This window comes from Duganella sp. GW821-FHT07F09 (assembly GCF_059418705.1).
The window spans coordinates 281,482-296,815 of record NZ_JBWKQJ010000002.1; the positions used below are offsets into that span (position 1 = coordinate 281,482).

The window sequence follows — 15,334 nt, forward strand, 5'->3', positions numbered from 1 at the left end:
CCACGGCAGCACTGTTGGCTTGACGTTTACGTAAACGTCATATAATAGAAACACGACACAGATCGACGCACAGAATAGAAGGGACACCATGAACGACCTCTCCGCTCCGACCATCGCAGCAGTGCCGGACCAGCCGCGCCTGAACAACAAAATCCGGTTCGTCACCGCCGCCTCGCTGTTCGACGGCCACGACGCCTCGATCAACATCATGCGCCGCATCCTGCAATCGAACGGCGTGGAGGTGGTCCACCTGGGCCACAACCGCTCGGTCGACGAGGTGGTCACCGCCGCGCTGGCGGAGGATGTGCAGGGCATCGCCATCTCCAGTTACCAGGGCGGCCATGTCGAATACTTCAAGTACATGATCGACCTGCTGCGCCAGCGCGGCGGCGCACATATCAAGGTATTCGGCGGCGGCGGCGGCGTCATCGTCCCCGACGAAATCGCCGACCTGCACGCCTACGGCGTCACCCGGATTTTCAGTCCGGAGGACGGCCAGCGCATGGGCCTTGTCGGCATGATCCAATGGATGGTGCGGCAGTGCGACATCGACCTGTCGCAGTATTCCCCGACGTCGCTGGCGCCGCTGCGCGACGGCGATGTGGCCTCGCGCCACCGCCCGCTGGCGCAGTTGATCACCGCGTTGGAAAACGACAAGGCCGCGCCGGCGCTGCGCACCGAAATCCTGGCCGCCGCCGAAGGCCTGCCCGTGCCGACCCTGGGCATCACCGGCACCGGCGGCGCCGGCAAATCGTCGCTGACCGATGAACTGATACGCCGCATCCGCCTCGACCAGGCCGACGCGCTCAATATCGCCATCATCTCGATCGACCCGTCGCGCCGCAAATCCGGCGGAGCGCTGCTGGGCGACCGTATCCGCATGAACGCGATCAATCCTTGGGCAGGCCAAACACGGGTATTCATGCGATCGCTGGCCACGCGCGAGGCGGGCTCCGAAATCTCGGAGGCGCTGCCGGACGTCATCGCCGCCTGCAAGGTGGCCGGCTTCGATCTGGTCATCGTCGAAACCTCCGGCATCGGCCAGGGCGACGCCGCCATCGTGCCGCACGTGGACGTGTCGATGTATGTGATGACGCCGGAATTCGGCGCCGCCTCGCAGCTGGAAAAAATCGACATGCTCGATTTCGCCGACTTCATCGCAATTAACAAATTCGACCGCAAGGGATCGCAGGACGCGCTGCGCGACGTCGCCAAGCAGTACCAGCGCAACCGCGAACTGTGGAGCCAGCGCCCCGAGGAGATGCCGGTCTACGGCACGCAAGCGTCGCGCTTCAACGACGACGGCGTCACCGCGCTGTACCAGGGCCTGCTGCCCAAGCTGGCGCAATTCGGCTTGCCGACGAAACCGGGCAAGCTGCCGGCGGTGGCGCTGCGCCACTCCAGCGGCAAAAACGTGATCGTGCCGCCGGCGCGCGCGCGCTATCTGGCGGAGATCGCCGACACCGTGCGCGGCTATCATCGGTTCACCCGCAAGCAGGTGACCTTGGCGCGTGAACGCCAGCAGCTGACGGAATCGAAGCGCATGCTGGCGCTGGCGCATAAAACCGCGGATTTCGACGATGTCATCGCCGACCGCGACGCGGCGATGGACGCCGGCGCGAAGAAGCTGCTGGCCGGATGGCCCGAGATGCAAGCCGCCTACGCCGGCGACGATTACGTCGTCAAAATCCGCGACAAGGAAATCCGTACGCGTCTGGTGCAGCACACGCTGTCCGGCACCAAGATCCGCAAGGTCGCCCTGCCCCGCTACGAGGACCACGGCGAGATCCTGCGCTTCCTGATGCTGGAGAACGTCCCCGGCTCCTTCCCGTTCACGGCCGGCGTGTTCCCGTTCAAGCGCGAAGGCGAAGACCCGACCCGCATGTTCGCCGGCGAAGGCGACGCCTTCCGCACCAACCGCCGTTTCAAGCTGGTCTCCACCGGCATGGACGCCAAGCGCCTGTCGACCGCTTTCGACTCGGTGACCTTGTACGGTGCCGATCCGGCGCCGCGTCCCGACATCTACGGCAAGGTCGGCAACTCCGGCGTCTCGATCGCCACGCTGGACGACATGAAGGTGCTGTACGACGGCTTCAACCTGTGCAGCCCGAGCACCTCGGTATCGATGACCATCAACGGCCCGGCGCCGACCATCCTGGCGATGTTCATGAACACCGCCGTCGACCAGCAGATCGACCGCTTCGTCGAAGAACACAAGCGCCAGCCGGACGCCGACGAAGCGGCCAAGCTGCGCGAATGGGTGCTGCAAAACGTGCGCGGCACCGTGCAGGCCGACATCCTGAAGGAGGACCAGGGCCAGAACACCTGCATCTTCTCGACCGAATTCTCGCTGAAGGTGATGGGCGACATCCAGCAGTACTTCGTCGAGCACCAGGTGCGCAACTTCTACTCGGTGTCGATCTCCGGCTACCACATCGCCGAAGCCGGCGCGAACCCGATCTCGCAGCTGGCGTTCACCTTGTCGAACGGCTTCACGTTCGTCGAAGCGTATCTCGCACGCGGCATGAACATCGACGACTTCGCCCCCAACCTGTCGTTCTTCTTCTCCAACGGCATGGACCCGGAATACACGGTGCTCGGCCGCGTCGCCCGCCGTCTGTGGGCGGTGGCGATGCGCGACAAGTACGGCGCCAACGACCGCTCGCAAAAGCTCAAGTACCACGTGCAGACGTCTGGCCGCTCGCTGCACGCGCAGGAGATCGACTTCAACGACATCCGCACCACTTTGCAGGCGCTGATCGCCATCTACGACAACTGCAACTCGCTGCACACCAACGCCTACGACGAAGCGATCACCACGCCGACCGACGAATCGGTGCGCAGGGCGTTGGCGATTCAACTGATCATCAACCGCGAATGGGGACTGGCCAAGAACGAGAACCCGAACCAGGGCTCGTTCATCATGGAGGAGCTGACGGACTTGGTGGAAGAAGCGGTACTGCAGGAGTTCGAGCGCATCGCCGAGCGTGGCGGCGTGCTGGGCGCGATGGAGACCGGCTACCAGCGCGGCAAGATCCAGGAAGAGTCGATGCTGTACGAGCACCAGAAGCACGACGGCACCCTGCCCATCATCGGCGTCAACACCTTCCGCAATCCGAAGGCCACCGGCGAGCCGCAGAAAATCGAACTGGCCCGCTCCACCGACGACGAAAAGCAATCGCAGCTCAAGCGGCTGGAGGAGTTCCACAGCCGTCACGCGGCACAAGCACCGCAAGCGCTGGCGGCCTTGCAGCAAGCCGCGATCGACAACGAAAACGTATTCGAAAAGCTGATGGAAGCGGTGCGCGTCTGCTCGCTGGGGCAGATCACGACGGCGCTATTCGAAGTCGGCGGCCAATACCGCCGCAACATGTAAGAGAACGGGGCAGCGGCACCGAAGGCCACTGCCCCCGACATACCGAGGAAACACGTAGGGCGGATTAGCGCAGCGTAATCGGCCATGCATACGCCGTCGGCGGCGCAAAACCGCAGGCCACCAACCCCGCTACGCCTCGAAGTGCGGCCCCGCCCCCTCCCGCGCCAACGCATCCTGCGCATTCCGAAGCGGACAAGCCCTCAACGACAAGCACCCGCAACCAATGCACCCATCCAGCTGATCGCGCAACTGGGTCAGCGTGCGAATGCGCGCCTCCAACTCCAGCTTCCACGCCGCCGACAGCCTGCGCCAATCCGCCACGGTCGGCGTACGCCCCGACGGCAGCGCATTCAACGCCTCGGCGATAGCCGCCAACGGCATACCGACCCGCTGCGCCACCTTGATCACCGCCAGCCGGCGCAGCACCGAGCGCGCATAGCGCCGCTGGTTGCCGCCCGAGCGCACCGAATGGATCAACCCCTTGGCCTCATAAAAGTGTAGTGCCGATACGGCCACGCCGGCCCGCTCGGCCAACTCGCCGACGCCCAGCTCCTTCGGTGGAGACGCCATATAAAATCCTTGACCTCAAGTTAAGTTGAGATTTTATAGTGTTCGCACACTTCTCACACGAAAGGCCTCCATGACCCAGCTTTCCTTCATCAACCCACCCGGTTTGTACGACCCGCGTCCCAACGGTTACAGCCACGTCGTCGTCGCCCAGGCGCCGGCAAACATGATCTACATCGCCGGCCAGGGCGGCGAAACCGCCGATGGCGTACTGCCGGAAGATTTCGAAACACAAGTGAAGCAGGCGCTGGACAACCTGCAAACCGCGCTGACGGCGGCGGGCGCCGGACTCGCCAACGTCGCCAAGCTCACCGTGCTGATCGTCGACCATAGCGAAGAGCGTCTGCGCATTTTCGGCGGCGCGCTTAGCGCCGCATGGGGCGACAACCCCGCGCCAGCGTGCACGTTGATTCCGGTGCCGCGCTTGGCGCTGAACGGCATGTTGTTCGAGATCGAAGCCACAGCAATACAATAGGTTGCGCAGACACATGTAGATAAATAGCCCGTCGGAATGAGAGCAGTCGAGGCAGCGCACCGCGCCCATGTGGTAAACGTTCGCTTTTCCCCTCGCTTTTCTTCTCTTTTCCTCTTTTTAGATCGCTAATTTCAAAAAGAGCCCAAACGAGAGAAAAAAGAACAAAAGAGAAGCCGAAAGAGACGGTTTACCACACGGAGTTTATATCGCCAGCCCTCTCCAGTGAGCGCCATCTGCATTTGGGGATAGGCGTTCTTTTTGTCGCATTAAATCCAATAGTCAACTTCTATTGGAAATAGATAATTTATTTATTGCTATCTTTTTATAAAATATGCAAGACTACCCTTGAAGGTGCGAAAAAATAACTATCCAATGAAACCAGACTAGGGGATGCAAGATGGATTTGATCGATCAGCTCAGGGCACTCGCAACGCGCGTCGCGGCCGCAAAGGACATGATTCAAACGGAGGAGGCAACAAAGAATGCGATGATTATGCCGTTTATCCAGCTGCTCGGATACAACGTCTTTGATCCGCTGGAAGTCACTCCCGAACTTGTCGCCGACGTCGGTACAAAAAAAGGCGAGAAAGTGGACTACGCCGTTTTGCGGGATGGTAAGCCAATTATGCTTTTTGAGTGCAAGAAGAGCGGAGCGGATCTTCACATCAATCACGCCAGCCAGCTGTTCCGGTATTTCCACGTGACCGAAGCACGATTTGGTGTACTCACAAACGGCCTTACCTACAAATTTTTTACCGATCTTGAACAACCAAACAAAATGGATGAGAAGCCGTTTTTTGAGTTCAACATTCTGGACTTCAAAGAGCGCGACGTCGATGAATTGAAAAAATTCGCCAAGACAATGTTTGATCTCGACACGATCCTTACCACAGCAAATGATTTGAAATATACCCGGGCAATTCAGAATCGGCTCGCTGAATGGATGACCAATCCGGCTGAAGACTTTGTCCGCCTATTGTCATCTGACCTGCTTGCTGGCAAGCGCTTCACACCCACCGTCAAGGATCAATTCACCATCCTCACCAAGAGGGCTTTCGAACAGTTGCTGGGCGAACGCATCAATGATCGTCTTAAAGGTGCGATGACTCCCGAATCCTCGCCTGCACAAGAGCAAACCCCTGTCATGGTGCCGGCAGGTTTGGAGGAAACGCTTATCGTCACGACCGCCGAAGAGATCGAGGGCCTGCATATGATCAGGTCGATTCTTCGCGATGTCGTCAATCCTCGCAGAATAGTCATGCGCGACTCGCAGAGCTATTGCGCAATTCTTCTTGACGACAATAACCGCAAGCCGGTTTGCCGTTTACGGTTCAACAATCTTCAAAAATTATCGTTAGGTCTCTTCAATGACAAAAAGGAGGAGGAACGCGTCACGCTGGAGCATCTCGATGACTTGTACAAGTACACCGAGCAATTGAAAGCGACCGTCTTGTTTCACCTTCCGACAGAGCGAGTAGCATCGTAAGAACCCGGAGGCGAGGCATGCCTCGCCCCTCCCTCTCACATCTCGGTATGTTTTACAGCGGCAGACAAGGTCCGACCGTCGTCCCGGCCAAAAACACCGGCTGCCACAGCTCGTGCAACTCGCCGGCCGGCGTGCCGTCGATCAGCGCCAGCAGCATTTGGATCATGCGCGCGCCGGCCTTGGCCGGCTCCGGCTGGTCGATGGTGGTGACGTTGGCGCCGGCCAAGGTGTCGGCCATGCTGCCCCAGACGATGATGGACATTTCCTTGCCCATTTCCACACCGGCGTCGCGCAAGGCGCGCACCGCGCCGATGCCGGCGATATTGTTGTCGACGATGACGGCGCTCGGGCGCGGCGAGCACGCCAGCAATTGCTGCATCGCCTGATATCCGCTGCGCCGGTCCAGCTTGCTCTCGATTAAGTAGCGCGGATCGACCGCCAGCCCCGCCGCCGCCATCGAGGCGACGAAACTGTCCCGGCGCTGGCGCGCGAAGTTCATCTCCAGCGGCGCGCTGATCAAGGCCACGCGCTTGTGTCCCCATGCCAGCAGGCGCTCCATCGCCATGCTGGTGCCGGAGGCGTTGTCGTAGTCGAACCACGCGTACGGGGCGTCGAGCTCGGTGCGGCCGTAGGCGACGAACGGAAATTTGGACTTGCTCAAAAAGGCGACGCGCTCGTCGCGCACCAGGGTGCGGGCCACCACCAGGCCGTCGACGCGACGGCCCAGCACGGTCTGCTGATAGGAGCGCTGCTCGGCGTTGGGCGACACCGGCGCGATGATGAGGTTCTTACCGACGTCCTCGAGCGCGGCCGACATGCCGGACACCACGTCCAGGAACATCGGATCGCCCAAGTCCGACGGCAGCAGCGGATAAATGATGCCGAACACGTTGGTGCGGCCCAGCGCAAGGCTGCGCGCGAGCGGATTGGGCTGGTAGCCGGCTTCCTGCGCGGCCTTCAGAACACGTTCGCGCGTGCGGACATTGACCTCAGGGTAACCGTTTAACGCCCGGCTCACAGTGGTCTTCGACATGCCGAGGAACTTTGCGAGGAGCTGGAGATTCATAGAGAAACGCTCAATGTTGATCATTGATTATAGCGGCGCGGATGAGCCTGCCGCCACAGTGATCGCCGCCACCATTGAGAAATACAACACTCGGCCGGCCTTGCCTTTTTGTCCGTCATCGCCTAATCTTCAGGCATTGATGTCAATTCTGCATCATCGCGTCCAGCGTTTTGTAACCAGGAGAATATCGTGGCCACCGTAACGTCCGTCAATGCACTGCAAGCTTCGGTCGCACAAGCTGAAAGGCAAGTGCAACAGGGCCAGTCACGCGTGAGCCAGGATGCCAGCCGCCTGGAGCAGAGCCGCAGCCAATTGACGAAAGACCGGCAAACCCTGGCCGATACCCAGCGGCAAAGCACCCAGGCGCAACAGCAGCAGGCCCCGGCAAGGTCGCCCGCCATCCAACTTGGCGCCGCGCTGAGCGGCGCGATCGAACGTCCCAACCGCGCCGAGCAACTGCTGGCGGCCATTCCGACGGCCGCCAGGCCTCAACTGAACGCCCAGGGCCAAACCATCGGCAAGCTGATCAACGTTACCGCCTAGGCGCCGAGCCTAGGCACCTGCCGCCGCAGCTTCGGCCGCCGCCGTTTCCCGCTCCACCAGCGGCACCCACCATTTGCCATCCAGCGCCGGCCGCGCGATATCGAGCGCGAGCCCGATCTCCGGCGTCGCCAGCGGCAAGCGACGCTCGCCCGCCAATTCCGAGATGCGGTTGAACGGATCGTGCCACGCGTGCATCGACAGATCGAAGGTGCCGTTATGGATCGGCATCATGACCTTGCCCTGCAAGTCTATATGCGCCTGCAACGATTCCTCCGGCTGCATATGGACGTCCGGCCATTGCGGATCGTAGGCGCCGGTCTCCACCATGGTGAGGTCGAACGGCCCGAATTGGCGCCCGATCTCCTTGAATCCATCGAAATAACCGCTGTCGCCGCTGAAAAACACCTTCAGGCCACGGTCCTCGATAACAAACGAGGCCCACAGCGTCTTGTTACGGTCGTTCAAGCCGCGGCCCGAGAAATGCTGGGCCGGCGTGGCGACCAGCTTCAGGCCGGCGACCTGGGTGCTCTGCCACCAGCTCAGTTGCCGCACCTTGGCGCGCGGGATGCCCCAGGCGATCAGGCGGTCGCCCACCCCAAGCGGCGTGATGAAGTGCTCGGTCTTGGCCGCCAGTTTGATCACCGCCGCCTTGTCCAGATGGTCGTAATGGTCGTGCGACAGGATGATGCCCTTGATCGGCGGCAGCTCGTCGATGCTGATCGGCGGCTTGTGGAAGCGCTTGGGACCGGCCCATTGCACCGGCGAGGCGCGCTCGGAGAACACCGGATCGGTCAGCCAGAAGTTGCCGTTAAGCTTAAGCAGCACGGTCGAGTGGCCGAGGCGGAACAGGGTGCGATCCGGAGCATCCAATAACTGGCGCTGCGTGATCGCATGAACGGGAATGGCCTGGCGCGGCACGGTGTCGGCCGGCTTGTCGAACAGCACGCGCAGCATCAGGCCCAGGCCTTGCATCAGGCCCATCGCGTGCATCTTGACCGGATTGCGGAACTTGCCGGTGCGGGTGCGCGGGGCGGTGGGCACGGACAGGCCGTCTAGGCCGTCAAGACCTGAGGGGGATTTGGCGATAGCGGTTTGATAAGTCATCGGAACGCTCCAGGACGGATAATGTACACTACACAGTGTAGTTCTAATTTTTGAAAAAGTAAACCAGACGGTGTAAAATAATTGCCATGAACCTTCCCCTCAAGCTCACCGACCGCAAGCGCCAGGCCGTCGTCGACGCCGCCATCGCCGAATTCCGCGCCAGCGGTTTCGAAGCGACCAGCATGGACAAGATCGCCGCCACGGCCGGGGTATCGAAGCGCACCGTGTACAACCACTTCCCCAGTAAAGACGAACTGTTCGCGCAAATATTGCATCAGTTGTGGAGCAGCACGGCGGCGCTGATGGAAACCCCGTATGTGCCGGAGCTGCCATTGCGGCAACAGCTGATGGAGATTCTGGGCAAGAAGATGGCGATGCTGCAGGACGCCTACTTCCTGGATCTGGCGCGCGTGGCGATCGCCGAGACGATCCATTCGCCGGCGCGCGCGCACGAGATGGTGGCGCGGCTGAGCGCCAAGGAGGAAGCCGTGACGCAATGGCTGCGTGCGGCCCAGGCCGACGGCAAGCTGCGCGAGGCCGATCCGGCACTGGCCTCGCAGATGCTGCAGGGGCAGCTCAAGACCTTCGCCTTCTGGCCGCAGGTCACGCTGAACCAGCCGCCGCTGGACCCGGCCACGCAGCAGAAGGTGCTCGACGTCACCGTCGACATGTTCCTGGCCTACTACGGCCGTGAGGCCGACTCAGCCGACTAGGCGAAGCTGACCGCGTAAATCGGCGGCAAGGTGGTGGAGACGGTTTGCCACTGGCCGCCGCCGTCCTCCGACAGCCAGGCGCCGCCGGTCGTCGAGCCCATCAGCAATAATTGGCCGTCGTCGCTGACCGCCAGCCCGTGCCGGTAGACCAGGTCGTAGCAATGCTGCTGCGGCAGGCCGCCGCGCCACGCGGTAAAGCTTCCGCCGCCGTCGATGGTGCGGGTGACCGCCAGCGCCGCGCGCGGCGGCACCCGCTTGCTGTCGGCCTCGGCCGGCACGAACCACGCGGTCTCGCCATCCCGCGGATGGACCGCCACCGCGAAACCGAAATTCGACAACGGCGCCGCGCGCACCTCGGTCCAGTGGGCGCCGTTGTCGACGCTGCGCCAGATGCCGTTGTGATGCTGGCACCACAGCTTGTCCGGCTCGCCCGCGCAGCGCACGATGCGGTGCGGGTCCTGCACCGCCTCCACCTCGGCCAGCTCGGGCGGCATATAGGTCGCCACCATGCCCTTGGCGCGCGGCGCCCAGCTCTCGCCGCCGTCGTTGGTCAGCCAGGCGCCGCCGCACGACACGCCCACCAGCACCGACCGGCTGTCGCGCGGATCGACGCAAATGCTATGGATGCCCGGCACGTCGTAGCCACCGCCCATCCACTGGCTGCGCTCGGGAATGTTCCACAGCGGCTCCACCAGATGCCAACTGTCGCCGCGGTCGTTGGAGCGGAACAGGCCGCCCGGCAGGGTCCCCGCCCACAACACGCCCGGCTGGTCGGGCCCGCCGGCCGCCAGCGACCAGATTTGTTTGACTGTCCACTCGACCTTGTCCTCGCTGTCGGCCGGCTTGGGCGGAAGCGCCGGCGCGGCGATCTCGGTCCACTCGGTCGCGCCCGGATCGAGCCGGTGCAGCTTGCTGCCGAAATGGCCCAGGCTCAGTGCGGCGTACAGGGTGCCGTCGCGCCGGTCCGGCAGCACCATCGACACCGGATCGCCAAGAAAATGCTGCCGGTCCACATGCCACGCCTCGTGCGTGCGGTAGACTTCGAACAGCCCTTTGCGGGTCGCCAGATAGGCGCGGTCGGACATATCAGCCTCCTGATAAAGCTTGCAAGATATAGACTTGGGAGAGGGGGGCGAGCGCGTCGTCCAGGCGTTCGCGCTCGCGGGCGCGCTGGCCGTCGATGAAGATGACGACGTTCTCGCGCAGGCAACCCTGCTCGTCGAGCACGTAACCGCGCAACCTCGGATGGGCGTCGAACGCCTGGTCCAGGGCACTTCGCAGATCGGCCGCGTCGGTCTCCACCTGCGGCACGGTCATGAATCGACCCAGTTGCTGGGTAAAAATCAGTTGCGCCATGTTTATTTTCTCATTGGTCGACTGGATTCAGCACAGATTCTAACGCGGATTGGCGCCGGTTTCGCTAAAATGAAAACGCGTCAACTACCGGAGCACCGCATGTCGATTACGCCGCAAGAGCTGGAACTGCTGATGCAAGAGGTGGAGAAGGAGGACCCGATCGATTTCGCCGACCTGCCGTTCGACGAGCATGATCTGCGGGGATTGATTTCGAACCACCTGTGCGAGATGGCCGACGCCATGGAGAACTTCAGCGACGAGGACAAGCATTTGACCTTGCTGGCCGTCGCGGCCAAGCTGGTGCTGGAGAACATGGTGCTCAACATCCAGCTGTTGCGGCGCCACGGCGTGCCGCTCAGCGAATCGGCCGACGCGCTGCTGAGCCGCCTGCGCAAGGGTGGATCCACGTAGGGCGGATTAGCGTAGCGTAATCGGCCATGCATGCGTGGCCGGCGGCTCATGCAATGGCCGATTACGGCGTTCCGCCTAATCCGCCCTACGTGTTTTAGATTTATGCATGCATTCCATCACGGCAGGCGCCTGGCCGCCGGCGCCACGATCACCAGGTCTGTTTCCGCCACGGCCACGCACGGCAAGATATACCCTTCGCGCTTCTCGTCCAGGCTCAGGCCCGGCCACTCGATCTTGTAGCGCACCGCGCCGCCCGTGCTCAGGCAGATGCAGGTGCGGCAGGTACCGTTGCGGCACGAACTGGGCAAGCGCACGCCGGCCCGCTCGGCCGCCTCCAGCACCGTCGCCGGCGCCGCCGCGTCGAAACTCCAGCCCTGCCCCTCCAGTGTCACCGTGCCGCCCATGCCGTCGATTCCAGATCGTCAAAACATCATCATACAATCCGCGCGGGCCGCGACCTCAATCCGCCTTGAAGTTCTGCCCCAGCGACATCGGTTTATTCAGCAAAATGGTCTGCGGATTACGGCAGATAATCACCAGCACCACGATGGTGGCGAGATATGGCAGCATCGACAGGAACTCCGACGGAATCGCCAGTCCCAACCCCTGGCCGTGGAACTGCAGCACCGTCACGCCGCCGAACAGGTAGGCGCCCACCAGCACGCCGCGCGGCTTCCACGTCGCGAACACCACCTGCGCCAGCGCGATCCAGCCGCGTCCCGCCGTCATGCCCTCCACCCACATCGGCGTGAGCGCCAGCGACAGGTAGGCGCCGCCCAGGCCCGCCATGGCGCCGCCGAACAGCACCGTGCCGTAGCGCAGCGCGATGACCGGAAAGCCGATCGCGTGGGCGCTGTGCGGCGACTCGCCGACGGCGCGTATCACCAGCCCCAGACGGGTGCGCGCCAGCATCCAGCCGATCGACACCACCAGGACCACCGACGCGTAGACCATGCCGTCGAAACGGAACAGCAGCGGGCCGGCGAACGGCATCTCCGACAGCAGCGGAAAACTCAGTTGCGGCATGCGCTCCACCGTCTGCCCGACGAAGCCGCGCCCCATGAACGCGGAGACGCCGATGCCGAACAAGGTCAACGCCAACCCGGTGGCCACCTGGTTGGTTTGCAAGGTCAGCACCAGGAAACCGAAGATCAGCGACATCAGCATCCCCGCCGCCATCGCCGCGAGAAGACCGAGCCACATCTGGCCGGTGGCCAGCGTGACGCCGAATCCCGTCACGGCGCCGACCAGCATCATGCCCTCCATGCCCAGATTGAGCACGCCGGAACGCTCGGTCACCAGCTCGCCCATCGAGGCCACCACCAGCGGCGTGGCGGCGCCCGCCGTGCTGGCGAGGAAAGCGATTAACAGCGCGGTATCGATCATGCGGTTTCTCCAACGGCGGCGGCGGTGACGGGTATAGGGCGCTTGCGCGGTTTGAACCGGTAGTGGATGAACAGATCGGCCGCCAGCAGGTAAAACAGCAGCAATCCCTGGAACATGCCGGTGATGGCCGACGGCACCTGCAGCTCGATCTGCGCCGTCTCGCCGCCGATGTACAGCAGCGACATCAACAACGCCGACAACACCACGCCCAGCGGATGCAGGCGGCCCACATAGGCGACGATGATCGCCGCGAAGCCGTAGCCGGCCGACACCGACGGCTGCATCTGCCCCAGCGGACCGGCCACCTCGCCGACGCCGGCCACACCGGCCAGCGCGCCGCTGACCATGAACGCCAGCCACACGTTGCGCGGTTCGCTGAAGCCCGCGTACAGCGCGGCGGCCGGCGCCATGCCGCTGACCTGCATGCGGTAGCCGGCGAAGGTGTGCTTGCAGAAGAACCAGGCCGCCGCCGCCGCGACCAGCGACAGGATGAAGGCGGCGTTGACGCGCAATCCCTCCACCAGCAGCGGCAACGTGGCCGACTCGCCGAACATCTTCGACTGCGGGAAGTTGAAGCCGTCCGGATCGCGCATCGGCCCGTGCACCAGATAACTCAGTAGATGATAGGCCACGTACACCAGCATCAGGCTGACCAAAATTTCGCTGGTGTTGAAGCGGGTGCGCAACAGCGCCGGTATCGCCGCCCACAGCATGCCGCCCAGCGCGCCGGCGGCCAGCATCAGCGGCAGCACCCACCAGGCCTCGACCTGGTCGAAGTACAGCGCCACGGCGCCGCCGGCGATCGCGCCGACGGTCAATTGGCCATCGGCGCCGATGTTGGCGACGTTGGCGCGGAAACCGATCGCCAGCCCCACGCCGCACAGGATCAGCGGCGTCGCCTTCAGCAGCAACTCGCCGACCCCGTACATGGTGGTCCACGGCTTGATGAAGTAGACATGGAAGGCGTGCAGCGGCTCCTGCCCGAGGAAGAAGAACATCGCGGAGCCGGTCAGCAGCATGGCCGCCGCCGCGATCAGCGGCGACGCCAGCATCATGCGGCGCGAAGGTTCCGGGCGTCGTTCAAGCCTGGACATGGTCCGCTCCCTGGTAGTCGAAATCGCCGCTCATCCACACGCCGATCTGGTTGATGCTGGTGCCGGCGGCCCGCACGGCGCGCGACAGGCGGCCGTCGGCCAGCACCGCGATGCGGTCGCTCAGCATGAATAATTCGTCGAGCTCCTCGGACAGGACCAGTACCGCCGCGCCCTGGTCGCGCATGTCGAGGATGGCCTGGCGTATCAGCATGGCGGCGCCGACGTCCACGCCCCATGTCGGCTGCGCGAACACCATCACCCTGGGGCCCAGCGCGATCTCGCGGCCGACGATGAACTTTTGCAGATTGCCGCCCGAAAGGCTGGAGGCGGCCGAACCCTCGCCGCCGCACTTGACGTTGAAGCGGGCAATCACCTTGCGCGCGAAGTCGCGCACCGCGCCACGCTGTATCAGGCCGTTCCTGACCATGCCGGTCCTGGCGGCCGGCAGATAGCCGGTCAGCAGCGCGTTGTCGGCCAGCGACAGCTCCGGCGCGGCGCCGCGTCCCAGCCGCTCCTCCGGCACGAAACCCAGACCCAGTTGGCGGCGGCGCGCCGCGTCGAGCGCGCCCACGTCCAGCGTCCCAAGGCGGATGCGGCCGGCGCCACCGCGCAGCGGCCGCTCGCCGGATATGGCCTTCAACAACTCCTGCTGGCCGTTGCCGGAGATGCCGGCGATGCCGACGATCTCGCCGCCGCGCAGTTCCAGGTTGATGTCCTTGAGCCGCGTGCCGAAGGGATCTTCGCTGTCGACCGTCAGGCCCTCGAGGGAGAGCATCATCTCGCCCGGCGCGCGCGGCGTGTTGACGCACACCGGCAGCTCGCGCCCGATCATCAACTCGGCCAGCGAGCGCGCGCTTTCCTGTTTCGGGTTGGCGGTGCCGGAGACGCGCCCGGCGCGCAACACCGTCGCCTTGTCGCACAGCGACTGGATTTCGTCGAGCTTGTGGCTGATATACAGGATGCTCACCCCTTCGGAGGCCAGGCGTCGCAGCGATTCGAACAATTTGAGCACCGCGTCGGGCGTGAGCACCGAGGTCGGCTCGTCCATGATCAGCAGCCGTGGCGACTGCAGCAGGCAGCGCACGATCTCCACCCGCTGCCGCTCGCCCACCGACATGCTGTGCACCAGCCGCTGCGGATCGAGCGGCAGGCCGTATTGTTCCGAAACGGCCCGGATGCGCGGCGCCAGTTCGGCCGGCGCCACCTTCTCGTCCAGCGCCAGCGCGATGTTCTCGGCCACCGTCAGCGTCTCGAACACCGCGAAGTGCTGGAACACCATGCCGATGCCCAGTTTGCGCGCGTCGTGCGGGGAATTGATATGGACCTGGCGTCCCTCCCATATCACCTGGCCGTCATCGGGCTTCGTCACGCCGTAGATGATCTTCATCAGCGTACTTTTGCCGGCGCCGTTCTCGCCCAGCACCGCATGGATCTCGCCAGGCATCACGGTCAGGTCGACATCCGCGTTGGCGACCACGGACGGGTAGATCTTCGAGATGCCGAGCATCTGCAGACGGGGTGCTTCCTTCATCCGCTGTCCTTATCGTATACAAAGTAGTTACGCCACCAGACGCAATTAGCATGCCACGAACATGCCACGCGCGATCCCGGGCGGCGCGCCCATCTGGACAGCACTGCGCACTAAAGATGACGAAAACATCACCAAAAACGTGCGCCGCATCCTCCGGGTTGTACACAAAGCGCCCGCCGGCGTGAGCACACTTCCTGCTTATACAGGCGTGTGTATCCAACGGAGA

General features: G+C 63.3%; 15 protein-coding genes. 6 read left to right on the plus strand and 9 right to left on the minus strand.

Going from position 1 to position 15,334, the window contains the following annotated elements; all coding sequences use genetic code 11:
• The first annotated feature begins 88 nt into the window (after positions 1-88).
• A complete protein-coding gene (icmF, locus tag AC07P1_RS06305) occupies positions 89-3,376 on the plus strand; it encodes a fused isobutyryl-CoA mutase/GTPase IcmF (protein ID WP_494694986.1) in 3,288 nt (1,095 codons plus the stop codon).
• Positions 3,377-3,505: 129 nt separating this feature from the next.
• Here the strand turns inward: icmF and soxR are convergent, their stop codons facing one another.
• A complete protein-coding gene (soxR, locus tag AC07P1_RS06310) occupies positions 3,506-3,946 on the minus strand; it encodes a redox-sensitive transcriptional activator SoxR (protein WP_494694987.1) in 441 nt (146 codons plus the stop codon).
• Between the two features lie 70 nt (positions 3,947-4,016).
• Here soxR and AC07P1_RS06315 point away from each other — a divergent pair, with 70 nt between their 5' ends.
• Positions 4,017-4,418, plus strand: a complete 402-nt coding sequence (locus AC07P1_RS06315; protein WP_494694988.1) for a RidA family protein — start codon at positions 4,017-4,019, stop codon at positions 4,416-4,418.
• Between the two features lie 397 nt (positions 4,419-4,815).
• Positions 4,816-5,904: a type I restriction endonuclease gene (locus AC07P1_RS06320; protein WP_494694989.1), complete on the plus strand. Its 1,089-nt coding sequence runs from the start codon at positions 4,816-4,818 to the stop codon at positions 5,902-5,904.
• Between the two features lie 52 nt (positions 5,905-5,956).
• Here AC07P1_RS06320 and AC07P1_RS06325 read toward each other — a convergent pair whose 3' ends face one another.
• Positions 5,957-6,970, minus strand: a complete 1,014-nt coding sequence (locus AC07P1_RS06325) for a substrate-binding domain-containing protein (RefSeq protein WP_494694990.1) — start codon at positions 6,968-6,970, stop codon at positions 5,957-5,959.
• A 189-nt stretch (positions 6,971-7,159) separates the two neighbouring features.
• On the opposite strand from AC07P1_RS06325, the gene AC07P1_RS06330 reads away from it, so the two are divergent.
• Positions 7,160-7,513, plus strand: coding sequence for a hypothetical protein (locus AC07P1_RS06330; RefSeq protein ID WP_494694991.1), 354 nt, complete (start codon positions 7,160-7,162; stop codon positions 7,511-7,513).
• Positions 7,514-7,522: 9 nt separating this feature from the next.
• Here AC07P1_RS06330 and AC07P1_RS06335 read toward each other — a convergent pair whose 3' ends face one another.
• Entirely contained in the window at positions 7,523-8,617 is a 1,095-nt protein-coding gene (locus AC07P1_RS06335) for an MBL fold metallo-hydrolase (protein WP_494694992.1), read from the minus strand.
• A gap of 86 nt (positions 8,618-8,703) precedes the next feature.
• On the opposite strand from AC07P1_RS06335, the gene AC07P1_RS06340 reads away from it, so the two are divergent.
• Positions 8,704-9,330 (plus strand): TetR/AcrR family transcriptional regulator, encoded by a 627-nt coding sequence (locus AC07P1_RS06340; protein ID WP_494694993.1) that lies wholly within the window; start codon positions 8,704-8,706, stop codon positions 9,328-9,330.
• Here AC07P1_RS06340 and AC07P1_RS06345 read toward each other — a convergent pair.
• Together AC07P1_RS06345 and AC07P1_RS06350 are read right to left on the minus strand one after the other, a co-directional pair.
• Entirely contained in the window at positions 9,327-10,415 is a 1,089-nt protein-coding gene (locus AC07P1_RS06345) for a WD40/YVTN/BNR-like repeat-containing protein (RefSeq protein WP_494694994.1), read from the minus strand. The genes AC07P1_RS06340 and AC07P1_RS06345 overlap by 4 nt on opposite strands.
• Before the next feature lies 1 nt (position 10,416).
• Positions 10,417-10,686 (minus strand): MoaD/ThiS family protein, encoded by a 270-nt coding sequence (locus AC07P1_RS06350; protein ID WP_494694995.1) that lies wholly within the window; start codon positions 10,684-10,686, stop codon positions 10,417-10,419.
• A gap of 99 nt (positions 10,687-10,785) precedes the next feature.
• Between AC07P1_RS06350 and AC07P1_RS06355 the strand changes: the two genes are divergently transcribed.
• Complete coding sequence (locus tag AC07P1_RS06355) at positions 10,786-11,097, plus strand: hypothetical protein (protein WP_494694996.1); 312 nt, start codon at positions 10,786-10,788, stop codon at positions 11,095-11,097.
• 116 nt (positions 11,098-11,213) lie between these two features.
• Here the strand turns inward: AC07P1_RS06355 and AC07P1_RS06360 are convergent, their stop codons facing one another.
• Genes AC07P1_RS06360 through AC07P1_RS06375 form a run of 4 tightly spaced genes read right to left on the minus strand, consistent with a single transcriptional unit; the run spans position 11,214 to position 15,108 of the window.
• Positions 11,214-11,501, minus strand: a complete 288-nt coding sequence (locus AC07P1_RS06360; RefSeq protein ID WP_494694997.1) for a 2Fe-2S iron-sulfur cluster-binding protein — start codon at positions 11,499-11,501, stop codon at positions 11,214-11,216.
• Positions 11,502-11,556: 55 nt separating this feature from the next.
• The gene (locus AC07P1_RS06365; protein WP_494694998.1) at positions 11,557-12,483 is read right to left on the minus strand and encodes an ABC transporter permease; all 927 of its coding nucleotides are present in this window, start codon (positions 12,481-12,483) and stop codon (positions 11,557-11,559) included.
• Positions 12,480-13,577 (minus strand): ABC transporter permease, encoded by a 1,098-nt coding sequence (locus AC07P1_RS06370; protein ID WP_494694999.1) that lies wholly within the window; start codon positions 13,575-13,577, stop codon positions 12,480-12,482. Before AC07P1_RS06370 ends, AC07P1_RS06365 begins: the two co-directional genes overlap by 4 nt.
• On the minus strand, positions 13,564-15,108 hold the full coding sequence (locus tag AC07P1_RS06375; protein ID WP_494695000.1) for an ABC transporter ATP-binding protein: 1,545 nt from the start codon (positions 15,106-15,108) through the stop codon (positions 13,564-13,566). The genes AC07P1_RS06370 and AC07P1_RS06375 overlap by 14 nt, the downstream gene beginning before the upstream one ends.
• Positions 15,109-15,334: the final 226 nt, after the last annotated feature.